Genomic DNA, 26,867 nt, shown 5'->3' on the forward strand with positions numbered 1-26,867 from the left:
AAAGTCATATGAAACGAAAATCATTTTTAAGGAAAGGACTGGTAGGTGCAGGGCTTATGATAGCTTCGCCGCATCTTTTATCATCAGCCGACCAAAGTATTTTTACCAGAGAGGAGATAAGTGAATTTGTGTTAGCTGCCCATGGCGACTTTGACTTAACGGTTAAGATCCTTGAACAAAAACCGCTTATCATCAACTGTACCAATCAGCTACGCAAAGGTGATTTTGAGACGGGCGTAGGAGGAGCCTCACATGTAGGAAATCGAGACATTGCTGATCTGCTGGTCGCTAAGGGTGCCCGCCTGGATATGTTCAACTACGCTTTTCTGGGTTACACAGATTTTATTGTGAAGGTAGTAAATGATCACCCTGGACTCATCAATGCCCCCGGACCTCACGGATTTACACTGTTACACCATGCCCGGAAAGGAGAGGATAGTGTGTTAGAAGCATTTTTACTGGAGAAGGGGTTGATAGAAAACAAGTTTGAGGGGGTATTTGATTAAACCTTAAAACCTGAATTTATTACCTTACAGGAATGAGAATAGCCTATTCCACACCCAGAAAGTATTTCTCTGTTACACTGCTATTGCTTTTGTGTGTGTTTTCTGTGGCCCTTATTCAGAATTTCATTCGGTATGGCATTCATGAAGGATATAACATATGGAATTCAGTGTTGTATCTCCTGGTTTCCGTGCTGCTGTTCGCCGGATTCATTCCATTCATTTATCAGTGGTGCGGTAAAAGGCTCCGGAAATCTCCAAAACAGTATTTCATATTTTTAATTGGCCTTTCTTCCGTGATTATGCTAGGGTATTACCTGGTATCCGGAGTGGTGATCTACCTGTTAGGGTACTATGACCACCTGATTTCTTCTCAGTATGCCCGAAGCTATTTTGGGCGAGAAGCTTTTTTTCATGTTCTGGTGGTGCTGGGCACGGGGGTGTATCGCTACTATTTTCAGAAAGCCAGTAAGGGAAAAAAGGTTCGGGCAACCCTTGGTCGTAAAGAGGTGATAGTCAATGCCAGTGATATTCACTGGATAGCGGCAGATGACCATTACTTACGTATTCATATCAATGGACAGTCGCTTCTGAAACGAGCATCTTTAGAACAGATGTCCAATGAGCTCAAGCCTGATTTTATCCGGATACACCGCAAATACATGGTCAACAGAAACTCCATTGTAAGAAAGGAACGTCACAAACGAGACGAATATGTCGTCTTAAACTCCGGGCAAAAAGTAAAGGTGGGGAGGTCTTACACCCCATTACAGTGGTAATGAAGTTTTTTTAATTTTTTTTATGGAATTATAAAGCAGGTACCATCTCATAAGTAAAAACAATAAAACTATGAGATATTTCAGCCTGATATTATGGGTGTGTTTAGTGTATGCCCATTCTGCCTACGCACAAAATTTCCAGGAAAAAACGCTGGAAACCAACATTACGGGAGTGACTGTTTTCCTGCAGGGAGCCCAGGTGATGCGAACTGGTAAGCTATCCATTGCACCGGGAAAATCACGACTTCTGATAAAGGGTCTTTCACCACACATCGATGGAAAGAGTGTGCAGGTAAAAGCCGATGGAGCCTTTACGCTCCTTTCTGTCAATCATCGCCTCAATTACCTGGATAAACTTCAAAAAGATAGAAAGATCGACAGTCTCCGGACTTTAATTGAGGAGATTGATCAGGATGTTTCTAAAGAGCAGTCTCGTCTGGCGGTGCTTTCAGAAAAGCACAGCCTGCTCAATGAAAATAAAAGCCTGGGAGGAGAGCGTAATGGTGTTTCGGTAGCTCAGCTGAGAGAAGCAGTGTCTTTTTACGAGCAGCAGCTAACTTCAATCAAAAGCGAGGAGCTGAAAATCCGGCTAAGGATCAAAGAGCTCGAGGAAAGGAAAAAGAGGATTGAACAGCATGTAGCAGATGTATTAGTAAAAGATGATCTGCCTACAGGAGAGGTGGAGGTCAGAGTAGAGTCAGATGAACGGGCTACAGGTATTTTTACCGTTACATACCTGGTATCTAATGCTGGGTGGTATCCCCAGTATGATATTCGTGTGGAAAGTGTGGACCAGCCACTTGAGCTTACCTACAAGGCTGATGTGTATCAAAATACAGGAGTGGACTGGAAAAATGTGAAGCTCAGCTTTTCCAATGGTGATCCGAACCAAAGTGGTGTTGCGCCCCAGCTTAGGACCTGGCATCTAAACTTCGCCAGGAATACCGTGTTTAACCGGGCATTATATGGTATGGCTTCAGGTACCGTACGTAGTGTTAGCGGCCGGGTCGTTGCAGAAAATGGCGAACCAGTACCAGGAGCGAATGTGATGATAAAAGGATCTACCATAGGTACCGTTACGGATATCAATGGGAATTACTCATTGACATTGCCTAATGGTGACTCTGAGTTATTGGTTTCCTTTATAGGATATGAGGCTCAGCAGGTTCCTGTTACTTCTTCAAATATTGACATCAGTCTCAATGAGGATGTTACTCAACTATCTGAGGTGGTTGTAGTAGGCTATGGCTCAGAGAGGCCTTCAAACATGAGAATCAGAGGTACCAGCTCATTGGCAAAAGAAGCCAAACCCATTACGACCACTGTAGTGGAAAATCAAACTACGGTTGAGTTTGAAGTGGATAAACCGTACTCTATTAAATCGAATGGTGAGAAACTGACTGTGAACCTAACCAGTTTTGATATACCTGCAGTATATGAATATTTCGCTGTTCCAAAGTTGGACAAAGATGCATTCTTAATTGCTCGTTTAGTTAATTGGGATCAGTATAATTTGCTGGAAGGTGAGGCCAATCTGTACTTTGAAGATGCATATGTAGGCCGGTCTGTTTTGGACGCAAAAGCATTGAGTGATACACTGAATATATCGCTCGGAAGGGATAAGAACATTGTGATCGGCAGAAAGAAAATAGATGAGTATTCCAGGCGACGAGTCCTGGGTGCTAATAAACTGGAGACGAGGGGTTTTAAGATTTTGGTCAGAAATAAAAAATCCCAACCTGTAAAGCTCACGTTGTTTGATCAGATTCCCGTACCGGTGATTAGCGATATATCCGTTGAGCCGACAAAACTCACAGGTGGTAAACTGGAAGATCGTACCGGAGAAGTAACCTGGGAGCTTGATCTTAATCCCCAGGATCAAACAGAGCTGGAGCTGGCTTATGAAGTAAAATATCCCAGAAAAGAAAAAGTGACCCTGGAATAGGGAGTACAGGTCGGGCCACTCGGCCCGACCCTCATACCCTAGAATTTACCTCTTAAAGCAAAAATAAAGTTTCTGCCAGGAGCTACCAGTCCGGAGCTATAGGGCCTGTACCGTTGATCAGTCAGGTTTTCCACTCCCATGCTGATAGAAAATACTTCACTTAGCTGATACATGGATTTAAAGTTTAGTGTATACCACCCAGGCGAATAGGGGTTGCCATTATTATCAGTAGCATATAAGTAGGGCTTCCCTTTTTCTTCCTCCGGCATATCAGAAAATGCTCTTTCACTACTGTAGGCCATATAAATTTGCATGTCCAATCCTCCCGAATGGTAGGAGAGTCTCGTAACTCCAAATGCAGGAGCTGCATGCCTTGAGGGGCTGGTTGTTCCATCGTCAAGTTCTTCTTCGCCTTTTTGGAAATTGTATTGGGAAGAAAGCCCAAATCCTCCGGGGAGCTGGACCTCCAAACCGGCCTGTAAGCCGTATACTTTTGATACAGCGGCATTCTGAATGGCCTGCACCTGACTTAATTCCCCTTCATAAACAATGCTATCCTGCCCATCCAGCGTAAAGTCTCTTCGTACCATAGCATCGTTGAGCAGGGTATAGTATCCGGTCAGGTCCAGCTTTACAGACTCGCCAAACACTTTGGCTAACCCAATTTCGGCATTGTAAGCGTATTCAGCATCCAGTGTAGTGTTTGGGACCACTACTGAACCTGGCTCAGAGTCAAAGACTTTACCAATATCATCTACGTTTGGCGCTCTAAACCCAGTGGAAAGGTTTGCGCTGATAGACCAGCTCGGCCGGGGGTGGTAGATCATTCCAAGGCTTCCGGTCAAAGCGCCTGCATTGATAGATGCTTTTGATTCAGGAAGAGGATAAAAGGGGAGGTTGTTGGCGAAATCCGCAGCCAGAGAAAATACACTGTAACGAGCACCCGCTTGTGCGACCAGTTTGGTTGTAAGGTCATACTGGTAGGTAGCATAGGCCGCATAAGAGGACCACGTAGCTGAAGGGTATCTGGACGGTCCGGTAGTGGTGCTGCCTGTTTCAATATTGGTTAATTCTCCGGTGGAGGTAACATCATTCCATATCATATCCAATCCATAGAACAGTTTGGCTTTGCCGCCGAAGATCTTTTGAAAATCAGCGTTTACAGAGTATGCATCAACCTGCTCTGCATTGACGGACTGAATGGGGTCATTAAAACCCCTGCTGATCCTACTTTCTTCAAAGGCCTGCAGGGCCAGACGCAATGTGGCATGGTCATAGATCCCATTATTTTGATTGTGCGTGATGTTTAGGGTATTCATCAGCCAAACCTGGGGACCATAGTCCCATTTACCACTATGGGGTATTCCATCCCTGGTTCGTATCAGTCTGTCATATCTTGGATAACTGGTTGTAGCAGAATAGTGGAAACCATAGTTTAAATCCCAGTTTTCATTAGGTTTAAACCGGACCTTCTGCATCAGATTAATTTGTGAATAACCTGTTGGTTTTTGGATTTCTGGTTCATTATTCCGCACCACTACATCCGTAGTATCCTGACGCTGTACATAGAAGTCTCTTAAATACTCATCAGGACCATTTTCACCCATGCGTAAGTCACCAAAATCATTATAAGAAACACTTGTAACCACGGCCCATTTTTCCCAGCCAATGTTGATGTCAAAATGACCCGTTTTTTCCTGGTTTGCGGAAGCATATCTTGTGTGAGCCTTTCCACTGATCAAGGGCTTATCCTTCAGGGAAAACCGGGGTGTAAGCGTTTGGAAAGACATCACACCTCCGATGGCATCACTGCCATAAATGATGGATCCTGGGCCAAACAACACTTCGGCATTTTCCATGGTAAAAGGATCCAGTGATATTACGTTTTGCAGGTTTCCGCTTCGGAAAATTGCTGTGTTCATGCGAACTCCATCAATGGTGTAGAGCAACCGGTTAGTGGAGAAGCCACGGATCATTGGGCTACCACCGCCCTGCTGACTTTTTTGGATAAACACCTCACCCGAGGCGCCCAGAAGGTCAGCGGCTGTTTGAGGGTTTTGCAAGGCAATGTCCCTGGGTTTGATCGTGGTGATCCTTGTCGGAACATCATCCTGGGTCTGGCTCCAGCGTGTAGCAGACACCACTACCTGGTCCAGGGATATCTCAGAAGGGACCATTTCCAAAAGGAAACGGTTGGATTCCAGCTTCCGGTATGAAGTAGTGACTGTCTTGTATCCAACCAGTCTGACTTCAATTTTTTCAGAGCCTCTGAAGTTATCAATGTTTGCCTGCCCGTGCGAATTGGTCATTACAAATGCACGGGGTTTACTACTGGCAACAGCAGCAAGTTCTAATGGTTGGCCTGTATCTATTTCCCGGATAGTCAGTATCTGGGTCATCCCCAATTGGGCCGTACAGGCAACCAACCAAAAGATGAAAGATCTTTTCATTCTCTTATTGGTTTAGAGATTAAACGTATTAGCAGGTCGCAGCCTGGCTGTTTAGAGAAAATATTGTTTAATCAACACCGGGGAGGAGGCACAGGGGGTGGGTTGCTCATCATTTGATAAGTATTGAAGTAGTGTGCAGAAATTTTATCTGTGACGGTTAAATCGTTAACGAGGTAAAGACCAGGTTTTTCATGAAATAATAAACTCAGGAAGAGCTGAACCTGTTGTTTTTTCCTGGATTGAGAGTCAGTATTCATGGCTTTGTTGACCAGCTCAGAAAGCTCACGGTTTAACCGGGTTTCTTCGTGATCCCACCAGCACCAGTAATACATGGAGTCTTGCACCTGTTCCCGGTAGACCACATCGTACATCTGGCCATGAAATTCAAACTCTCCCTCATGCTCCCAGGAAAGGTTTTCAGATTCCTCTTTAGAAAACATTAAGAAAATCAGATCAGATTTATCTATGCCGGCAATTATTTGTTTTTTAATTTGCTTTCTGACCAGATACCTCTCCAGACTAAACCAGGTATAAGTACCTAGGAGAGGTAGCATCAGTGAAAATAATAAAAATATGCTGGCTAGTCGTTTCAAAATTCACCTGATTGCGTTATGCAAGCTCTCGCAGATCGACGGGCACCACTCGCGAAACGCCCTGTTCGATCATCGTAATTCCGTAGATCACATCTGTACTGGCCATAGTGCGCTTATTATGTGTCACAATGATAAACTGTGAGTCTTTGGAAAACTCCCGGATGATCTGATTGAACTTATCAATATTAGCATCATCCAGAGGTGCATCTACTTCATCGAAGATACAAAAAGGTGCCGGCTTCAGCAGGTAAATAGCAAACAGGAGGGAAGTGGCAGTTAAGGTTTTTTCTCCTCCGGACAGCTGGTTGATGGTCAGCGGTCGCTTACCTTTTGGCTTGGCCATGATCTCAATGGAAGAATCCAGTGGGCTGTCAGGGTCGGTAAGCTTAAGCTCACAGTCATCTTCTTCGGTAAATAACGTTCGAAATACTTTTATAAAATTTTCCCGGATTTTATTAAAGGCATCCAGAAAGGTTTCCCGTGCTACTTCATCTATTTCGCTAATGGTCGTTAAAAGTGATTCCTTTGCCTGAAGAAGGTCTTCTTTTTGTCCGGAAATAAAGTCGTGCCGCTCTTTGATCTCCTCGTAGGCTTCCATAGCCATGGGGTTGATAGGTCCCATGTTATCGAGCCTGTTTTTGAACTTGTCTACCTTCTCTCGCAGCTCTTCCTGAGTTTTTTCCAGGAGTTCGGCATTGTCAAAGATCTCCACCTGGTTCAGGTCCAGGTTAAACTCTACAGTGAGTCGGTCTTTGATGCTGTTGAGCTGCATCTTTGTTTCATTGAGCTTGTTTTGCCACTCCATGAGTATCTGATCTGCAGCTTCTCGCATCCGCTGTATTTCCCGGAGGGCCTTCTCATCTTCATCTATTTTTCCGCGAACCTGATAGTATTCTTTCTCAGCTTCATTTACTCCGGATTCTATAGAGTCTTTCTCATCGTACATGGCAATGAGGTCTTCATCGCTTTCTTCTGACTTTTTCACCAGCTCACTTAGATCCTTGCTGGTTTTATGAAGCTCTTCATTGTTCTTTTCTATTCGCTCTGCACTGCTTTCCTGAGCCTCCTGCTTATAGCTGATTTCCTGCTTTATGCTATTCAGCTTGTTTTGCTGACGATGATAGAGCACATTTTCTTCATTGAATGCAGTGGATTTCTTAGAAAGAAGCTCGTTGAGCTCATTCATTTCCTCGCGCTGATTGGTTACCTGCATCTCAAGCTCACTGAGGAGGCTGGCAGCTTCATTGTTTTGCGGCCGGAGCTCTTCCAGCTCTTTAGTCAACTGCTCTATGCGCTCTTCAATATCTTCACGCTTGGTTTCGTTGGAGTTTAGCAGGTTGCTAAACTGTTCCTGTTTTGTCTGAACCGAAACGTAAGTCTCATTGATGTGATTGATCTCAGCCTGTAGCTCTTCCAGCTCGGAAGGTTGAGCAGCGGCTTTCAGCTTCTCGATCTCGCTCTGGTTTTCATGCAGGTTTGCGGTAGCCTTTTCCTGCTTTTTGGTCAGCTCCTTGATCTTTTGGGCAAGCTTTTCCAGGTTTTTTGCCCGACCGATTCGCTTACCCTCAAACAAGCCGACAGAACCCCCGGAGATATTGAACCTGCGATGAGTGATCTTTCCGCTCTTATCTATAAAAACGACCTCTTCACTTTTTTCAGCAGGAAGCTCATGCTCATAGATATAGGCATTATCCAGCAAATGAGCAATTAGCTTTTTGTACTTGTCATCGTACTCTACTACCTCAGTAGCCGGCGTGGCATTTTCGAAGATATGGGTTGACTTGGGCTTATAGTCCTCCAGCTTCTCCAGGATGAAGAAGTGAGCCCGGCCTCTTGAGGCGTCGCTTAGCAGGTTTACTGCTTTCAGGGCGTCCTCCTGAGTGTTGACTACATAGTAGTTCATGTAAGGCTCCAGGAAGTTTTCAATGGCGATGCGGTATTCTTCCGGACAGGCGATTACATCTGAAAGGAGTGGAGCGTTTTTCCACTGATCACTCTTTTTCAAAAACTTGATCGCTTCAGGAAAACCCTCCAGACTGTCTACCAGTGATTTGGTAAGGTTATACTCATTTTGCTTTGAGTCCAGCTGACGGTTGATGTGGGTGAGCTCTTCGCGAATGATGTCTATGCGATTCTGATAGGTTTCAATCTTTTCTTTCAGGTCGGCCTCTTTTGATTTCAGCTTTTGAAAAGCTTCCTGTTTTTGTTCCCGTTCCCGGGCTGTTTCTTCCAGCTTTGCTTCAAAGTCCTTTAGCGTTTCGCTCTGCTGCGTAGAATCTTCACGAGACTTGTGCAATTCATTCTGAAGGGATTTGATCTGCACTTCCTTGATCTCCAGCTCTTTATTGACCTGGTAGGCTTCTTCTCGTTTTGCGCTGTATTGTCGGTTGTATTCGTCCAGCACTTCCTGTGACTGCTGATTCTTGGCTTTTTGGTTGTCGTATTCTTCCTGAAGCTTCTCCAGTCGTTTGCTCATTTCAGAAAGCATCTCCTGCGCACTGTCTCGCTCTTTATCCAGGCTTTTCAGCGAAAAAGCCGCCCTTTCGTTGCTTTGCTTATCCTGAGTTATTTGCTCCTGTAGCTTTTCGATACGGTCCTGAAGGAAACGCTGGCGTTCACTTTTGATTTTTTTCTCACTTTCATAGTTTCGGATCCTGGCTACATGCTCATTTAGTGTCTTTTGCCTGGAAGAAAGGAGCTTTTCCTTTGAGATCAGATCTGTTTTGGTCTTTTCGATGCTAGCTTCTTTCTCAGAGAGCTGAGCATTCAGCGCATTTTTCTTATCGGTTTGCTGCGTGATCTCTTTGTTGATATTTTCGTACGTTTCCTGCTGATTTTCGATCGACTTTTTGGCGAGTGCAATGCTGTACTGCTTGTACTCCTCTTTGATCTCGTAGTATTTTTTTGCCTGCTTGGCCTGACGCTCCAGTGACTTCAGGTTTTTGTCTATTTCAAACAAAAGATCCTCAACACGGTCCAGGTCTGCATCTGTATCATTAAGCTTACGTAGGGTTTCTTTCTTTCGAATTTTAAACTTGGAGATACCAGCGGCCTCCTCGAATAAGCTCCTTCGCGAATTGTCCTTGTCATTAAGGAGATCATCCACCATTTTCAGTTCTATGATGGCGTAAGTATTTGAAGCGATCCCTGTATCCAGAAAAAGGTTGGTAATATCCTTCAGGCGGCAGGGGACGCCGTTTAGCAGGTATTCGCTATCTCCGGACCTGAAATACCGGCGAGTAATAGTCACCTGAGAATACTCCGTGGGGATGAGGTTCTTGGTATTGTTAAAAGTCAGCGAGACTTCAGCAAGCTGCGTGGGTTTTCTGGTGCGGGTTCCATTAAAGATGACATTTTCCATCTTATCGGACCGAAGCACCCGGCTTTTCTGCTCACCTAGCACCCATCGAATAGAATCCACAACGTTGGATTTGCCGCAACCATTGGGGCCTACGATACCCGTAATTCCCTCGTCGAAATTTATGGTAACTTTATCAGCAAAACTCTTAAACCCCTTAATTTCTAGACGTGTTAACTGCATGAAGTGAGCCTGACTTTAAGCTTGAATGAAGCTAACAAATTTAGAACTAATCCCTTATTAAGCAATAGTTATTTTAGGGCTTAGTTGATGAAAAAATCAATCGGTTAGGATTTTTGGTCTCCTCTGATTATTTCGTTACTGGTTTTAACCTCTGATGGAGCAAAAATTTCTTTTCGATAGCCGAAAACCAAATTCTGTCAGATTGCGGAATTGGAGGTAATTTTATTATTTTACATGTTATATGGACGACATTCAATTTTGGTTATACCTACTTTTTGCGGCTATTTATTTGATATCCAGAGGATTAAAAAAGAAAGACCCTCAAAAGCCTAAAAACAGGCCTGCTTCTTCGCCCGATCAGGAGCGACCACAGCGAAAACCTGTATCCTTTGACGAGCTACTGAAGGAGTTTACAGAGGGCAAGAAAGCATTGAGCCATGAGCGTGACCATCAATTTGAGGAGAAGAAAGAGCAGGAGGTAGAATATCAGACTGTGGAAGAGTTCGATGAAATGGAGCAGGCGGAACCCATAGAAGAAGGTAAAACACGACGTTTTTCTGATGAAGAGAGCAGGCGGGTTTATGAAGAATCCATTGCCAGGGCAGAGGGAGCTAAGATTGAATTTGAAAGAGATGATCATTTTACGTCTAAGCTCAAGCGAAAAGCGGAAGAGAGAGAAGCTTCTTTTGCTGCTGAAATCAGGAGCGCTCTCAGCAACCCTGAGGATGCCAGGAAGGCGATAGTGCTCAGTGAGATCCTAAACCGAAAGTATTAGAGGAAATTATTAATTTGTGATAAATAAAAAAGAGGGTGTCTCAAAAGGGTAAACGTATTCGGGTACCTACCTGAGAAAATTCTCTTCTACAAAAAACTAGAGGCCGTTCAAAATGCTTTTGAGACGGCCTCTTTTTTATTGAGAATGATTTCATTTTAGCGCTTATTTAAAGCCACATAATCTCGTTCATTTCTCCCTACGTAAACCTGACGGGGACGACCAATTGGTTCTTTGTTTTCACGCATTTCTTTCCACTGCGCTATCCAGCCAGGCAGTCGTCCGAGAGCAAACATTACAGTAAACATCTCTGTAGGTATATCCAGCGCACGGTAGATTATACCGGAATAGAAATCTACGTTTGGATAGAGCTTTCTTTCCACAAAGTATTCATCACTTAGTGCAACTTCTTCCAGACCTTTTGCTATATCCAAAACAGGGTCTTTTACGCCAAGCTCGGCCAGTACCTCATCAGCTGCCTTCTTAATGATCTTAGCCCTTGGGTCAAAGTTTTTATAGACTCTGTGCCCAAAGCCCATCAGACGGAACGGATCGTTTTTATCCTTGGCTTTTTCCATCCACTTTTTAGTGTCACCACCATCCGCTTTGATGCCTTCCAGCATCTCGATTACAGCCTGGTTGGCACCTCCGTGAAGCGGTCCCCAAAGTGCATTGATCCCGGCACTGATGGATGCGTAAAGACTCGCCTGTGATGATCCCACGATCCGTACGGTAGATGCAGAACAGTTTTGCTCATGATCGGCATGAAGTATAAGTAGCTTATCCAGCGCATTGGATACCGTCTGGTTTACCTCATATTCCTGACTAGGCAGCCCAAACATCATATGCAGGAAGTTAGTGCAGTAGTCCAGCTTGTTGCTTGGGTAAACAAGCGGGTGTCCGATCTTATTTTTATAAGCAAAGGCTGCCAGTGTTGGCATTTTAGCAAGGATCCGGATAATGCTTAGTCGTACCTCTTCCCAGGATCGGTTTGGATCCAGACTTTTCGGATAAAAGGCAGTCATCGCCGTTACCAAAGAGGAAAGTACGCCCATTGGGTGAGCAGCGGATGGAAAGCCTTCAAGGATTTTATGAAAATCCTCATGGATAAGTGTATGGTGTGTGACCTCATCCTGAAAAGAAGCAAGATCGGAAGCAGAAGGAAGTTCTCCATAGATTAGCAGGTATGAAACCTCTAAAAATGAAGACTGGTCTGCCAATTGTTCAATAGGATATCCACGATACCTTAAGATGCCTTTTTCCCCATCTAAAAAAGTAATTGCGCTTTTGGTAGACCCAGTATTTTTAAAGCCAAAATCCAGGGTGATCAGGCCTGATTCGCTTCTGAGTTTACCAATATCTATCGCTTTTTCTTTTTCTGTACCTTCGATGAGCGGTAATTCATATGATTTACCATCTACTTTTATTTCAGCTGAATTCGACATCTGTTTGAGTTTTTATTTTGTGGATATTGATATAAAAAAATGGTTTAAAATTCTTGTGATCTATTTACTAACCGGTGTTGTGGATTTTGGTTTTTTTAGTTTCCACCCAAAATTAGCGGTAAACCGTCTTTTCCACTACCAATTACTATAGTTTTTGTATTTGGAGAATTAGCAAGTTCCTGTGTTGCCTCAATCCCCCTCATTTTCAGGAGCTCATCCGTTAAGCTGCTGTTTATAATTTTGTTGGCCTGGGCTTCACCTTCTGCAGCGATCCGCTTTCGCTCAGCTTCACTTTTTTCTTTGTCCAGACGGAACCGATAAGCCAGGGCTTCCTGCTCTTGCTCTAACTTGTTTTCAATAGCCAGCCTGATCTGCTCCGGCAGCTTAATAGACCTGATCAGCAGGGCTCGCATTTCAATATTGTTTCCAGGTGCTCCAAGGATGTCGTCCGTTTCCGTTTTTATAGCACCTTCTACTTCCGGACGTTTCGTAGAGTATATCTCTTCAGCGGTATATCGACCCATGACCTGACGGACGGTAGATCTTACTTCAGGGATTACAAGTCTTCGTATATAATCCATTCTGAAAGTTTGGTAGATCTCTCCGATACTGTCGTACATAGGGTGGAACCTTACGGTAATATCTACATTGATGTTCAGGCCATTCTTATCCAGGACATCCATGGTTTCCTCAATTTGGTTTTCAGTGACATCATAGATGTATGCATCACTCCATGGTACCTTCAAATGAAAGCCAGGTCCTACAATGTTGTCTTTGTCTAAAACCCCGGTTATAGAGTTGAAAATGACCGCTCGTTCACCAGAGCTTACTCGGTAAATGATGCTGCTTGATAATGCCAGAAAGACGATTACAATCACAGCTGTGATAATGATTATTGGTAAATATTTTCGATTATCCATTTTGTTGTTTGGGTTTTGGTGAACACAAAGTTAACAACCAGATCCATATTTAAGTCAAATTCCGAAGTTCATTCGGTTTATTGTTAAATATTCAATAATTTTTATCGTTTAGTGAAAACAATCTATTAATTTGCAGCTTTATATATTGTAAATTGCAATTAAATCAGAATAGGTAAATAAAACCAAAAATACCCCTGAATTTACCTGGCTGATTTACCCAAAAAGTTGTTTTTTGAATCCTTTTGATCGACTAAACTAAAAACGCAAACTAGACGCATGAAATCAACTCTAAAGCTGCTCAAAGACACGTTAGGAAAGCCCTATGAAGATCTGGAATATTTGCTTGAGGCACTGAAAGAGATTCTGATTCAAAATGGGGAAGAAGAAATGGCTGAACAGATCCCATGGATCAACGAACTGCCTGATCTGGCTTACCGGGAGCTGACAGAAAAGCACATTCAGCTGTATTCTTTGGTATTTCAACTGGTGAACATGGTAGAAGTTAACGGGGCTGTACAGAATCGCCGTGCTTTGGAAGACGAGGATCTTGCCTCTGTAAATGGCTTATGGGCGAATAATTTTAAGAAACTTAAAGAGCAGAAAATAGATGAGCGTGATATTGCTATCCGTCTAAAGGACATTCGCGTGGAGCCTGTTCTGACAGCCCATCCGACTGAAGCCAAGCGGGCTACTGTTCTGGAGCACCACAGAGAGCTATACCTGCTCCTTGTCATGCGTGAGAATCAGATGTATACCAGGAAAGAGCTGTCCAATATCAGACATAATATAAAGCAGGCGCTTTTCAGGTTATGGAAAACAGGGGAGATCTTTGTTGAAAAGCCCGATGTGCCGTCAGAGCTTCGGAATATCATGCATTACCTCATCAATGTTTTTCCGGAGGTGGTGCCGGTTCATGATCGTAGGATGGTCCAGGCATGGGAGGATCAGGGCTTTGATCCTCAGACACTTTATGAGTTGGGGGCATGGCCCAAACTTTCGTTTGGTGACTGGGTAGGTGGCGACCGGGATGGTCATCCGCTAGTGACAGATAAGGTGACAGAAGAGACCCTGAAGACACTAAGGCTCAATTCTATTGTGGTAGTGAGACGCCGACTTACTGACCTGGTGAGGCACTTGAGCTTTACAGCCGACATTGAGGAGCTGGATAAGTCTTTTAAAGATCGTCTGCTTGAAATGAAGGAGGAGCTCGGGGGACGTGGAGATGAAGCATTTTCCAGAAACAGAGGAGAGGCTTTTCGCCAGTTTGTAAACCTGATGATCACGAAGCTGCCCGTAGATACCAAGAGAGGCCATGCCACAGAGATCATGGAGGACCCGGGATGTTACCTTCAGTCTAAGGAGCTATTGGAAGACCTGAAACTTTTACAAAAAACGATGCTTTCCTACGGGTCAAAGACGATTGCCTATGATGATATCCATATAGCTATCCGAACCGTTGAAACTTTCGGCTTTCACCTTGCGCGTTTGGATGTGAGGCAAAACAGTGCCTTCCACGATAAGGCTATTCAGCAGCTTTTGGAAGCAGCCGGTTTTGAGGATACTAATTTCCCTGAATGGAGCGAAGAAAAACGCCTTGAGTTTATCAACAATGAGCTCAAGTCTAACAGGCCTTTTACTCATCAAAAAATTAAGCTGGGTCCTAATGCAGAAGCAGTGGTTAACTGTTACAGAGTGTTGGAGGCTCATGTGAGCAAATATGGAACTGGGTCTATCGGATCGCTGATCGTAAGCATGACCCGTTCAGTATCCGACCTGTTGGTTGTTTACCTGCTGGCCCGGGAAGCGGGATTAACAATTCAGACTGATGAGGGGCTGGTTTCTCAATTGCCGGTTGTGCCCCTTTTGGAAACCATTGAAGACCTGGAGAATGGCCCGGAGATTATGCGTGGGTTTTTGTCTCATCCTTTTACTGAAAGAAGTTTAAAGTACATTCAGGAACTGGAAGGTACGCCTAAGCCAATACAGCAGATCATGGTGGGATACAGCGATAGTAACAAGGATGGAGGAATTATGGCCAGTCAATGGCATCTCTACAAAGCTCAGTCCAGGTTGTATGAGACTGGAAACTCTTTTGATGTGAAAATCAGATTTTTCCATGGTAAAGGGGGATCTATAAGTCGCGGTGCCGGCCCTACGCATTATTTCATCAACTCTCTTCCGCACTCGAGTATAGGTGGAGATCTCAGACTGACTGAGCAAGGAGAAACTATCGCGCAGAAATATGCGAATAAAGTCAATGCTGAGTATAATATAGAATTGCTGACAGCATCTACGGCTGCCAAATCTATTTTGAGTCAATTTACAGAGCGTAAAGCCCACCCTCTGGCAAACATACTGGAAAGGCTTGCAACCGAAAGTAAGTCTTTTTATGAAAAACTTATGCATGAGGAAGGGTTTATACCTTATTTCCGGGAGGCTACCCCGATTGATGCGATCGAATCAAGTAAGATTGGATCGAGACCTGCTAAACGAACCGGGGCCAACACTTTGGATGATCTGCGTGCCATTCCATGGGTATTTTCCTGGAGCCAGTCACGTTACAACATGACCAGTTGGTATGGTATTGGCTCTGCGCTGGATAACCTGCGAAAAGAGGATTCAAAATCTTATGCAGAGTTTAAGAAGGCTGTAAAGTTTGATCCATTTATTCGCTATGTACTTACAAATGTGGATACCAGCCTTGCTGCTACTGATGAGGAGATCATGACGGAGTATGCTTCTCTGGTTCAGGATGAAAAGGTGAAAGAGAAGTTTTTGGGTATGTTCCTCAATGAATTAGAGCTAACCCGGGAAATGCTGATGGATCTTCTGGAAGAAGGCATAGAGAAGCGACGTAAAAATCACTATTATTCCAATAAGTTGCGGGCTTCTCTCATGGTGCATCTACACAAACGCCAGGTAAAACTACTGCGTCAGTGGAGAGAAGAAAAAGGCAAAAAAGATACGAAGGCAGAAGAAACCCAGACGGAGCTTATGCTGACCATCAATGGTATTGCATCTGCTATGAGAAATACCGGATAATATGATTTGACCTTAAAAAATTAAGGGGATGTGACTAATTTATCTGCTGCATCCCCTAATTTTTTATCCAGGGTCCAGAGTGCCAGGTTATTTCCAATGGCTGCTGCTAAAATATAGCAATCAATCAATCCTATGCCGTGAGCATAAAATTTATGTTTTTGATAGAGTTTGCCTGCTTTCAGAAATAAATCCTGCTCGGGGAGTTTAGGTAAACTTTCCCAGAGTATTTCTAAAACATCGAGCTCCCGTTTATTTTTAACACCCTGAAGAAGCTCACCGAAGACCGCACTGACAGTAAAAATCTCGTTTCTTTTCAGGTAGGGTTTTAGCATATCCACTAAATCCTCATCATCTCTTTTCAGAAAAGAGATCCATACTGAGGTATCCACTAAAATCATCGGTCACGATTGGTTTTGCGGATACTGTATGAAGTGAAAGCCGTCTTCAAAGACAAAAGGTTCCCTGTCTGTTTCTTCCAGGACGTAATTCAGTTTTTTATTTCGGAGGTACTCTTTTAGGGCAATGGTAAGGCTGTCCGTAATATTTCGGCCTCCTGTTTCCTTTTTGATCTCTTCGATCAGGTCGTCTGAAATAATTGCTGTGACTTTCATGGTTAGTTATCGTATGCATTATCGTATAAAATATGACAATGTATGCGATAACTCCAAAGTAAAAGTTTAATTTTTAAATGGGCTAAGGTCTAATGCCTCCATTTTTTCTCTGTAAGCAGGCCATTCTACTTCAAAATAAGCATCTACTTTTTCATTTGCTTCCTTCATTGCTGAGCGGAATTTATTCATCAAAGCGACCTCTGTGCGGGTAGGGGCATGAAGGGCATTGGACAAATAGAACTCAGCATTGCCATAGTAGCTTTCGACTGTGCTGGGCTGATCAGCCGTGATACCCTGGCGATCATCTTCTTTTCCCAGGTAGATATCCAAAAGGCTGTTTAATGTGTCTTTGGTAGCTTTGGATAATTTTATCTCTTCCTTAAAACCATTTTCATTTTTATCTTTCATTCGTTTGATCAGCTCATCAATAGTCCCAAGGCTTTTTTTGATGTTTTCTACCCGAAAAAGTGCAAACTCCTTATCAGATTCCAGTGCTTTTAAGCTATCATATTTGGCTTGCATGTCTCTTTCCGTAAGTGATAGTCGTGGGTCTGCTTTTACATCAATAGACGTTTCACTTACCTGGTCTCCAAAAATCAGTTTGAGTTTGTAAGTACCAGGGAGAACGGTTACTCCGCCCGGTTCTCTCTTTGGATCCAATTCTCTCCTGGTGAGATTGTTGACACCTCGTTCGTCCAGTCGCCATTCCATTTTATTGATACCATTTTCGTCAGGAGCTTTTTCCGTGAGTGTTCTTATCAGCTGACCTTTTTGATTGTAAACCTCCAATTTCAGGGAGTCAAAGGAGATCTTGCTTTCTTCTTCCTCATCTTTATCTTCTTCGTCACTTTCCTTTTCTTCTTCCTTTTCCGGCTTATTAATTACGTAAGTGACTCTCGCATTATCACTTCGGTTTTCACCATTAAACATAGCATCTGCTCCAAAACGTGATCCGGTAGGTTGCTGATTAGCGGCCAGGTAGGCGGTAGGAGGGTCAAAAACCTGTAAAGTTTTATCCAACACGTTTTTTCCCTGGGAAGCCATAGTCCGGAGGGGTTTGATATCGTCCAGTACCCAGGCAGCCCTTCCAAACGTACCGATGATCAGGTCGTGTTCTCTGGAATGAATAGCCAGGTCCATTACATTTACCGTGGGAAAATCATTTGTCCATTTTGTCCAGGTCGAAGCCTCGTCTATAGATAGATAAAGGCCATCATCTGTGCCCAGAAACATGAGTTTTGGTTCTACCGGATCCTGGATAATGGACAGGGTATAGCTTACCACATCATTTTGATCTACGATGCGTTCCCAGGATTTACCATAGTTTCTGGTTCTGTAAGCGTATGGAGTGTAATCGAAATTGCGGTAGTTGTTTATGATCACCAGTACTTCACCTTTGTTTTTGTTTGATACCCTCAACTGTGGTATCCAGGTATTTTCAGGAAGATCTTTGATGTTTTTGGCCACATTGCTCCAGGTTTTTCCTCCATCCATAGTCAGCTGGATGTTCCCGTCATCTGTAGTGGCCCAGATCACATTTTTTTCCAAAAGGCTGGGAGTGATTGTCAGAATGGTACAGTAGTTTTCTGCCCCGGTAGCATCCATAGTAAGTCCGCCACTTTCATCCTGCTTTTGCTTTTCTTTATCATTGGTGGTCAGGTCGGGTGAAATGATGGTCCAGGTTTGTCCTTTATCGGTACTCTTATGCACAAACTGGCTTCCAAAGTAAATGGTATTGTTATCAAATGGATCCTGAGCTATGGCTGAATTCCAGTTGAAACGAAGTTTGGTATCCAGCTCTGGTGCTGTAGGACGAACATACTCGTTGTAGCCTGTTACCCGATCATAGCGGGCAACAAACCCTTCCTGTGACATGGAATACCCGTAACGACTATTGTCCGGGTCCGGAACCACATCAAATCCGTCACCAAACGAAATTTCCTGCCAATAGCTATTTCGAATGCCCTGAGACTTCCATACGTAAGCCGGGCCAGCCCAGGAGCCATTGTCCTGCATACCTCCATAAACATTGTAGGGTAGCTCATTGTCTACTGCTATGTGATAGAACTGGGCAACAGGAATGTTTTGTACGAAGCGCCAGGTTTTGCCTCGGTCTCTTGAAATGTTCAATCCGCCATCATTACCTTCAATGATATAATCAGGGTCATTTGGGTGTATCCACCAGGCGTGATGGTCAGGGTGCACTCCTCTGGTGGTACCGTAAGCCGGCATCAGCTCTTCAAATGACCTGCCCCCATCATTACTTACATTTACATAAGTAAACACTGAGTAGACCCTGTTTTCATTCGCAGGATCTACGAAAATGTCACTATAATAAAATGGACGGTTGCCTATTTCAGACTTGTCATTAATCATCTCCCACTTAAAGCCTCCATCAGTAGATTTATAGAGCGCATTTTTCCTGGATTCTATCAGGGCATAAACAATATCCGGATCACCGGGTGCGATAGCCAGTCCGATACGACCAAGCTCTCCTTTGGGTAAGCCATCATCTTCAGTGCGCTTTTCCCAGGTATCACCGCCATCGTGGGTGATGTACAATCCGGAGCCTTCACCTCCTGAGGTAAAAAACCAAGGCTGTCGATAATGCTCCCACATAGCTGCTATTAGCTTATTTGGGTTTGTAGGATCCATGACCAGGTCTGCCGCACCGGTCTTTTCGTTATTGTATAAAATTTTCTTCCAGGTTTTACCCCCGTCTGTGGTCCGGTATACACCTCGTTCGGGATGGATGCCCCAGGGGGAACCAATAGCTGCTACATATACGGTGTTAGGATCACTGGGATGAACAATGACTTTATGGATGTGCCTGGTTTTCTCCAGTCCCATTTTCTTCCAGGTCTTTCCGGCATCAAGGCTACGATAAATACCATCTCCTCCGTTAAGAGAGTTTCTGGGGTTGCCCTCGCCGGTTCCCACCCAAATCACAGAAGGGTTGGACTGCTGAATGGCTATGGCCCCAATGGATGCTGTAGTTTGCTCATCAAAGATCGTTTCCCACGAGATACCTCCGTTTTCGGATTTCCAGATTCCTCCGGAAGCGGTCCCCACATAGATGATGTCAGGCTCGGAGTTGACCACATCAATGGTCGTAACGCGTCCGGCCATGCCAGCTGGGCCAATACTGCGGGGTTTCATGCCTTTTAAAAGATCCATGTCCATCTTTTGGGCAAAAAGCATGCATGGGATGACAGTGATTAGTGCAATCAGGTATCGTTTCATATTCAGTTAGGTTATTTACATAAACCTAAAATAAAATACCCGCAGTATTGTTTGAGTTTTACTTGACTGGTCAATAAGCTTTATAAAAATGCAATAAAAAACCCCACCGGTTTGGTGGGAATGCAATGCTATCAAGCTAAACTCATCAGCCTGTTGGAGACAACTCCTACAGGGGCTCGGATGTGCACAGTCCATCGCCCTGGTTGGTCTTTTAAGAGAGTTTTGTCGTAATGTTCATACCTGGGCGACTGCATCTTTAATTGGGGTACTTCCACTGAGTAATTCCAGTGATCTTCTGAATGTATTTGGTCTGTCCAGGATCTTTTCAACTACGGTAGCTACATCCGCTCGGGGGATTGTACCACCCCGGTCTTGTGTTTCATCGGCAAGCTGCACATTATTTGTGCCGGGTTCATTCGTTGGTCTTCCGGGTTTCAGGATTGTAAAATCCAGGTTGGTCTGCATCAGGTGCTTATCTGCATCTGCTTTTGCCTCGTAGTAGTGTTTCATAGATTCCGGCCACTGATCAGGAGAAAGATCAGAACCAAAAGCACTTACCATTACAAAATGATCCACCTTGTGTTTTACAGCCAGGTCTATTGCTTTTTTTGCGCCGATCCTGTCTACAAGGTGTGTTTTATCTTTTCCGGTATGCGCACCTGATCCAGCAGTGAAGATCACTCCGTTTACTCCATTAAAGACATGTTCAAAATCCTTTTCTAAATCCGCTTCTACCGTTTTTATTCCTTTATTTTGAAACTCGGCTATCTGGTCTTTTTTTCGAACCATAGCTATTGGCTCGTGTTTACTTTTCTTTAATTTATAGGTGACTTTTTTCCCGATCTTTCCGTTTGCGCCGATGACTAGTACTTTCATTGATTTTTATGTTTATCTATAATACTAAATAGCCAACGGATCGTTTTTTCTATTTAGGATTCAATAGGTAATTGGGTTTTAAAATTTCATTTAAGAGAATATTCTATTATCTTCCGGTATCTGTAAATAAAATTTTGCTCATGAAAAACACTCAAAAATCAATTTTAGGACTCCTAATGCTTTTGTTCTTTGCCTGTACCCCGGATGAAGATCAAAAGGCTGTCACAACTGTCACCGGACAGGTACTAAATCCGAAAGGAGAAATGATCACTTTTAGTTACGATGAGGAACAAACGGTAGAGGATACCCTCGACTCAGCGGGGAATTTTACTGCTACTTTTGATATAGAAAAAGCCACAGAAATCACATTTAGTCATGGTGGTGAGTATGGAAGAATCTATCTGCGGCCAGGTGATAATCTTTCCTTTACTCTGGATACAGAGGCATTTGATGAAACGCTGACATTTGAGGGTGATGCCGCTGAGATCAATAACTATAAAGCTGCTTTGGTTTTGTTGAATGACTCATTGCCTAACTATAGAGACATGATGATGCTGGGAGAAGAGGAATTTCTCAATACATTGGATTCAATATACACCGTTAAGGTTGGGATTATGGATTCTTTTAAGATAGAGGATGAAGCTTTTATCGAGAATTCTAAAATCAATATGATGCTTTATGATTCGAATGTTAAACTGAGTTATCCTTCAGCCCATCAACATTATGCCGGATTAGACTCATTTGAAGTTTCGGAAGATTACTATTCATTTAAAGAATCCATTGATGTGAATGATACAACCCTTTTGGATAACAGGTATTTTCTTTCTTATATAAGGAGTTTGGTGCAACAAGCTACCTCAGAAAAATATCAAGTTTTATCAGAAGAGGAAAAGAAGACCCCAGGTATATACTATGCTTTGCAGCTAGGAGCCCTTAAAGAAATTGCATCAGCTAAACCCGTACAAAGAGATATACTCTATGATATGGTCTATCAAAGCTTTACTTACCTGGAAGACAGCATAAGAAGTGTAATGCTCTCTTACTGGAAAGATGAGCTGAATCCGAAACCTGATCAACTGGTTAAAATGGATGAGAAAGCTACGAAGTGGGAAAAGCTTTCTCCCGGGAATTCTGCTCCGGGATTCCGTTACGCCAGTATTGATGGCGATACCATAACCCTTGCTGATTTTAAAGGGAAGCTTGTGTACGTTGACGTATGGGCTACATGGTGCGGACCATGCATCAGAGAGCATCCGTCTATGGAGAAATTACAGGAACGTTTTGAAGGAGAGGACGTGACTTTTATTGCTGTTAGCATAGATAACTCTCCTGAACCCTGGAAAAAGATGGTCGCAGACAAAGAGCTGGGTGGTGTTCACCTTTTTGCACCGGATGCCTGGGGTTCTTCCATTGTGGAGGATTACATGATAACCGGAATCCCCCGGTTTATACTCATCGACCGTAATGGAAATATCATTGATCCGAATGCAGCTCGACCTTCCGGAGATATTGGGGATCAGATTGAGGATCTTTTGAATGAGAACGTATAGTACTTTAGCCCAACCTGCGCAAAAGGCAGGTTGGCTTTTTCCACTAAAGTCAAAGTTAGTTTCTCTTATAGGTGAAGAATAGAAGGATCACTTTAAAGGCTAAGCCCTGGTAATTCAAGGCCACAAAGCAACTAATGACATAATTATAAGTAGTTGATATTCAGTCTTTTTTGAAAGACGTCATTTCAAGCTCCACTGCACACCCAGATAAAACTCCCTACCGTGAATGGGAGAGTAGGCATAAGATGTATCAAAGTACTGACCGAATCCGGTGGGTGCATTGGGATCATTGAAACCAATGAGAGGGGATTCTTCCTGAATGTAGTTTGCCAGATTTTGGACGCCTCCATACACAGAGAAGGTTTTGCTAAATTGTTTAGACACCTGGATATTTTGAAGGGCAAACGGGTTGGATTGTTCCGGACGAGACTGTTGTTTCAGGTCACCGTTTTGATCCAGGTCGTAAACCTCCGGCAAGGCCATAGGCCCGGTGATCCTAAATGTATATGCCAGGGTTATTCCAGCTTTTTTCCACTGATAATTAGTGTTGAGGATGCCGCTCCATGTTGGTGCAAATTCTACAGCATCTTCTACTTCTCTCCCCGAAGCATCCATTTCAATTTCTTTCACTGATTGCAGATTAACACCTGCTGTGACGGATAGCGGAAAAAGAAAGTCCTGCGTCCAGTTCAGACCGATTCCTTTTGAAATAGCACTGCCTGAAGCATTGGCATAGATGATCTGACCGGGCGTGTCATAGTCCGGGATGATCTTATTGGTAAAATAGGAGTAGTAGGCGTCCAGATCGATCATTCCCTGGCTTGATCCCAATGTAAATACATGGTTTAGGTTAAATGATCCATTTAGTGATCGTTCCGGTTTGAGTGCTTCCTCTATCACCACATCACGCTGACCTGTGACAAATGCGTGGTCTTCGGTGAAAAGGTTGACAATCTTAAAGCCCGTTCCAAAGTTGAGTCTTACAGTGGTCCATTCTCCGGGCTTGTACTTAGTAGACAGGCGAGGAGAGAAGATGTACCCGTGCGATTTATAATGATCCAGACGAAGGCCGCCTAAAAGGGTGAGGTTATTGGAAACCTCATATTCATCCTGAACAAAGATCCCCGGTATCCATTGATTATCCGGTTTATTGACCAGACCTCTGCCGGCTACTGAATCCTCGGTGGCCGTGGTGTTGTCATCATACAGTTGTATCCTGTTTGTCAGGCCGGTCACCAACTGATGCTTGCCCAGGTTTTTCTTCCATATAAAATTCATAAACCCGATCTCCTGCTGAGCTTCATAGTAGTCTGCTCCATAGTAGCTATCCTGAAAATGATGACTAAATGAATAATCGATCTTTAGGTCTTCACTTGTTTGCAGTTCGTAAGTACCAAAGAGCTCACCGCGATAGGTGTATATGCTTTCTCCGTAAATCGAGTCATTTCCCCTGATTTCTTTGTAATTACGGTTTTTCAGGTATTCTTCCACTCCGTTTCTACGGTCCTCGTAGTATAGTTTGCCCGTAATCGTAAACTTTTTATTATTTGGCCGTTTCATGGCCCACTTACTAAAAAGCGAATACCTGTCCAGGTTGATCAGGTCACCAAACCCGTCATTATTTTCATCATCAAAATCAGAAATGATAGCATAGTTAAGTCCGGTGAAGCCATTAAAGTTTTTGGTATTGGTAGTGACTCCTATATTTCCAAAGGTTTCCAGATGAGTCGTTCCCATAACATCTATTGAGAATTTTGACTGGTCCTCAGGGTCTTTGGTGATGATGTTTATAACTCCAGCCATGGCTTCAGAGCCGTAGAGTGTAGAGTTTGGCCCTTTGATCACTTCAAACCGGTCAATGATCATGTTTGGAATGCCGTTTAGACCGTAAACGGCTGCCAGGTTGCCATAGATAGGACTGCCATCCATAAGCACGGAGGTGTAAGGTCCGGGTAGTCCGTTGATGCTGATACTATTGGTAAAACAAACACCACAAGCCACGACTTCCTGTACACCATTTATAAGCTTGATGCCTTCTATAATTGAAGAGGAAGCTGACGGAATATAAGTATTCAGGTGTTTAGAGGTCACTACTTCTACTTTCACAGGAGAGGCGGTCACCATGGTAGGGTTCATTGTGCCGGTAACGACAACTTCATCCAGACCGAGCTCGTTCTGTTCCATTCGTGTGCTAATGTCTTTCACTTTGCCGGCATCTACAGACTGCTTTAGTCTCTTTTGCTTATATCCCATAGACCGGATCTCAAGTGTATAATGCCCTGGTGGTATATCGAGTATTTCAAAATATCCATTTGGATCGGTAACGGTTCCTTCTTCCAGCTCTTTGACCTGAATAGTCGCTCCGGGTATTCCTTCATCTTCATAAGTAATGTTGCCCTTAAATCCTGTTTGCGCGCTTATCGTCAGAGACCATATACATCCCAAAACCGTAAAAGTATTCCTAAGCATAAACAATTGATTGATTTGTCTAATAGTTGATGGTTGATTTATCTAAGTATTGACAAAGATAGTGCATATCATTTTTAATATACAAATCTAATTTAAAGTTTAGACTAATCTAAAAATAACTAAACTTCCTTTTTGGCGTTTTAGAAACTATGAGAAGCCTTTTACCTACATTGTTTTTTTGTGTTTCGGGTATTGTGTCTGCTCAGGACGCTGATCGGTTGATGAAAAGCATCTACTTCGGAGGAGGCAGTTATTATGTAGATCCTTACCAGGTTCATGAGCTTTATCACTTTATTGATTCCATCCCCAATGCACTTAGCTATACAGTCACTATTCACAGTCATACTGACAGCATAGGAGGGGAAGCTTACAATGACTGGCTTTCTCGGATGCGCAGTGAGATGGTTTCCACGCTTTTAGAAAGAAAGGGGTTTTCAAGGGAGGCTATGGAGGTCAAAGATTTTGGGTTGCACAACCCCGTATACGACAATAGTACACATATGGGGCGTCTCAGAAATCGGAGAGTAGATGTGATCTTCTGGCCGGTAGTGATGTGATCAGCCCTGATAGGCTGGCAGATAAAACTGGAAGGTAGTGCCTTCATTGGGTTTGCTCATGACTTTGATGGTGGACTCGTGTATTTCCATGATCTTTTTCACTATTGCTAATCCAAGTCCTGCTCCCGAGCTGTCTTTATTGTTGGTTTTAGCTTGTTTAAATCGCTCAAAAATGAATTTCTGATCGTATTCCGATATTCCAGGACCGTTGTCTTTTATGGCTACTTCTACCTGCTGCTTATCGGCATGGATCACTATGGAAACCGCTCCGTTTTCAGGGGTGAATTTCAGGGCATTGTCCATCAAATTTTGCAATACCCGCTCTACAAGGCTTATGTCTGCAAAGACCAGCGGCAGGCCTTCGTCCACATTTAGCTTCAGATCAATATTTTTCCTTTCAGCCAGAATTTCATACTTGGAGTAAATATCCCTGGCAAGTTCCGCTAGTTGAAAAGGCTCTTTTTGCGGCTCTATCTGCCGTGCTTCCAGCTTGGAAAACTCAAAGAGCTGATTGATCAGGTGGGAAAGCTTCTCGATACTCCGCTGGATGATCTCCAGATATTTTTCACTCTCCACTTCACTAAGACTTCCCTTTTTTATCTGGAGGGTTTCTACATACCCCTGCATGATCGAAAGTGGCGTTCGCAGGTCATGAGATACATTGGCGATGAGCTCACGTCGCAGTGATTCCAGGGATTTAAGCTTTTCAATATTTCCTACTATGGTGTCAGCCATTTCATTGTAGGTGGTAGCGAGTACAGAAAGATCCATATTTTCAGCGTTCTCCACCCGCGAGTTCATATCACCTTCTTTAAATCGCGTTACAGCAAAGATCACCCGCCTCAGGTTTTTGGTTATATACCAGATAGCCAGGGAACCTATAATAGCTGCAAACAGGATGGTAATGATCGAAGCTCCCAGCCCCAGCTTCATGTAGTAGCTTGCCAGCAGGCTTTCCTGTACCTGCTCAAACTCCTGACCTGCCAGGACAATGTAGATATAACCTTTTCTGCCATCCACTTCAAAGGGAGCTGCAGAGAAGATCTTCTTCGATCCCGGTTCTCTCGGGTCATCACCTAAGATATACCGATTGCCACTACAGGCAATAAACTCCTGAATTGGCTCCAAGTCCACTTTTCGCGGGTCCTGGCCAGCTTTATCATGATCCAGTACTACAGAATAATCTACCTCACCTGTTTCACTAAGCAAGTACACCTCTATGCTGTGGTTTATGGCCATCATATCATGCATGATGTCTCCGAACAGTTGTTTATTTACTGATCCATCCTCCATAAAAGGGGAGGCGTTTTTAAACTTCTCCTCGATCAGGTGATTAGCGATCCGGGAGTTTAGTTTTTGTGAGGTTTCTTCAAAATACTTGTCAGTAAAATACAACGTGATAAAGGTGTAACTCAACCCAACGGCAAGGATCAGCATCAGGAAGGTTCCGATGATTTTGTAGGTCAGGCGTTGCGAGATGGTTTTTGACTTCTTCATGTGTATGTAATTTGGCTTTTAGCTCTTAGCCTTTGGCTTTTTGATGATTTGACTTCATCATTTTTAAATCTTTC

General features: G+C 43.5%; 18 protein-coding genes. 7 read left to right on the forward strand and 11 right to left on the reverse strand.

The features are described 5' to 3' along the window. Positions 1–8: 8 nt before the first annotated feature. From AC3E9V_RS10910 to AC3E9V_RS10920, 3 genes are all read left to right on the forward strand, one after another. Entirely contained in the window at positions 9–506 is a 498-nt protein-coding gene (locus AC3E9V_RS10910; protein ID WP_488753226.1) for an ankyrin repeat domain-containing protein, read from the forward strand. A gap of 32 nt (positions 507–538) precedes the next feature. Continuing rightward, positions 539–1,282, forward strand: a complete 744-nt coding sequence (locus AC3E9V_RS10915; RefSeq protein WP_488753227.1) for a LytR/AlgR family response regulator transcription factor — start codon at positions 539–541, stop codon at positions 1,280–1,282. Between the two features lie 70 nt (positions 1,283–1,352). Further along, positions 1,353–3,227, forward strand: coding sequence for a DUF4139 domain-containing protein (locus AC3E9V_RS10920; RefSeq protein ID WP_488753228.1), 1,875 nt, complete (start codon positions 1,353–1,355; stop codon positions 3,225–3,227). A 38-nt stretch (positions 3,228–3,265) separates the two neighbouring features. Here AC3E9V_RS10920 and AC3E9V_RS10925 read toward each other — a convergent pair whose 3' ends face one another. The 3 genes from AC3E9V_RS10925 to smc all read right to left on the reverse strand — a co-directional run bounded on the left by AC3E9V_RS10925 (position 3,266) and on the right by smc (position 9,811). Further along, positions 3,266–5,677 (reverse strand): TonB-dependent receptor, encoded by a 2,412-nt coding sequence (locus AC3E9V_RS10925; protein WP_488753229.1) that lies wholly within the window; start codon positions 5,675–5,677, stop codon positions 3,266–3,268. A 71-nt stretch (positions 5,678–5,748) separates the two neighbouring features. Then, positions 5,749–6,231 (reverse strand): hypothetical protein, encoded by a 483-nt coding sequence (locus AC3E9V_RS10930; protein ID WP_488753230.1) that lies wholly within the window; start codon positions 6,229–6,231, stop codon positions 5,749–5,751. Positions 6,232–6,286: 55 nt separating this feature from the next. Next, on the reverse strand, positions 6,287–9,811 hold the full coding sequence (gene smc, locus AC3E9V_RS10935; RefSeq protein ID WP_488753231.1) for a chromosome segregation protein SMC: 3,525 nt from the start codon (positions 9,809–9,811) through the stop codon (positions 6,287–6,289). Positions 9,812–10,052: 241 nt separating this feature from the next. Between smc and AC3E9V_RS10940 the strand changes: the two genes are divergently transcribed. Beyond that, a complete protein-coding gene (locus tag AC3E9V_RS10940; RefSeq protein ID WP_488753232.1) occupies positions 10,053–10,586 on the forward strand; it encodes a hypothetical protein in 534 nt (177 codons plus the stop codon). A gap of 155 nt (positions 10,587–10,741) precedes the next feature. Here the strand turns inward: AC3E9V_RS10940 and AC3E9V_RS10945 are convergent, their stop codons facing one another. Together AC3E9V_RS10945 and AC3E9V_RS10950 are read right to left on the reverse strand one after the other, a co-directional pair. Beyond that, complete coding sequence (locus AC3E9V_RS10945; protein ID WP_488753233.1) at positions 10,742–12,028, reverse strand: citrate synthase; 1,287 nt, start codon at positions 12,026–12,028, stop codon at positions 10,742–10,744. A gap of 95 nt (positions 12,029–12,123) precedes the next feature. Beyond that, the gene (locus AC3E9V_RS10950; RefSeq protein WP_488753234.1) at positions 12,124–12,948 is read right to left on the reverse strand and encodes a prohibitin family protein; all 825 of its coding nucleotides are present in this window, start codon (positions 12,946–12,948) and stop codon (positions 12,124–12,126) included. A 276-nt stretch (positions 12,949–13,224) separates the two neighbouring features. Here AC3E9V_RS10950 and AC3E9V_RS10955 point away from each other — a divergent pair, with 276 nt between their 5' ends. Then, entirely contained in the window at positions 13,225–15,990 is a 2,766-nt protein-coding gene (locus AC3E9V_RS10955; RefSeq protein WP_488753235.1) for a phosphoenolpyruvate carboxylase, read from the forward strand. Positions 15,991–16,010: 20 nt separating this feature from the next. On the opposite strand, the gene AC3E9V_RS10960 is transcribed toward AC3E9V_RS10955, so the two are convergent. From AC3E9V_RS10960 to AC3E9V_RS10975, 4 genes are all read right to left on the reverse strand, one after another. Further along, the gene (locus AC3E9V_RS10960) at positions 16,011–16,388 is read right to left on the reverse strand and encodes a PIN domain-containing protein (RefSeq protein ID WP_488753236.1); all 378 of its coding nucleotides are present in this window, start codon (positions 16,386–16,388) and stop codon (positions 16,011–16,013) included. A gap of 3 nt (positions 16,389–16,391) precedes the next feature. Then, positions 16,392–16,601, reverse strand: a complete 210-nt coding sequence (locus AC3E9V_RS10965; protein ID WP_488753237.1) for a DUF2191 domain-containing protein — start codon at positions 16,599–16,601, stop codon at positions 16,392–16,394. A gap of 66 nt (positions 16,602–16,667) precedes the next feature. Next, positions 16,668–19,844, reverse strand: a complete 3,177-nt coding sequence (locus AC3E9V_RS10970; protein ID WP_488753238.1) for a WD40/YVTN/BNR-like repeat-containing protein — start codon at positions 19,842–19,844, stop codon at positions 16,668–16,670. A 234-nt stretch (positions 19,845–20,078) separates the two neighbouring features. Then, positions 20,079–20,720, reverse strand: a complete 642-nt coding sequence (locus AC3E9V_RS10975) for an SDR family oxidoreductase (RefSeq protein WP_488753239.1) — start codon at positions 20,718–20,720, stop codon at positions 20,079–20,081. A 140-nt stretch (positions 20,721–20,860) separates the two neighbouring features. On the opposite strand from AC3E9V_RS10975, the gene AC3E9V_RS10980 reads away from it, so the two are divergent. Beyond that, positions 20,861–22,270, forward strand: a complete 1,410-nt coding sequence (locus AC3E9V_RS10980; RefSeq protein ID WP_488753240.1) for a TlpA family protein disulfide reductase — start codon at positions 20,861–20,863, stop codon at positions 22,268–22,270. Positions 22,271–22,450: 180 nt separating this feature from the next. Here the strand turns inward: AC3E9V_RS10980 and AC3E9V_RS10985 are convergent, their stop codons facing one another. After that, positions 22,451–24,739, reverse strand: coding sequence for a TonB-dependent receptor (locus AC3E9V_RS10985; protein WP_488753241.1), 2,289 nt, complete (start codon positions 24,737–24,739; stop codon positions 22,451–22,453). A 149-nt stretch (positions 24,740–24,888) separates the two neighbouring features. On the opposite strand from AC3E9V_RS10985, the gene AC3E9V_RS10990 reads away from it, so the two are divergent. After that, the gene (locus AC3E9V_RS10990; protein ID WP_488753242.1) at positions 24,889–25,296 is read left to right on the forward strand and encodes an OmpA family protein; all 408 of its coding nucleotides are present in this window, start codon (positions 24,889–24,891) and stop codon (positions 25,294–25,296) included. Here AC3E9V_RS10990 and AC3E9V_RS10995 read toward each other — a convergent pair whose 3' ends face one another. After that, complete coding sequence (locus tag AC3E9V_RS10995; RefSeq protein ID WP_488753243.1) at positions 25,297–26,793, reverse strand: sensor histidine kinase; 1,497 nt, start codon at positions 26,791–26,793, stop codon at positions 25,297–25,299. Positions 26,794–26,867 lie beyond the last annotated feature (74 nt).

It is taken from the genome of Marinoscillum sp. HNIBRBA16962 (assembly GCF_057801515.1).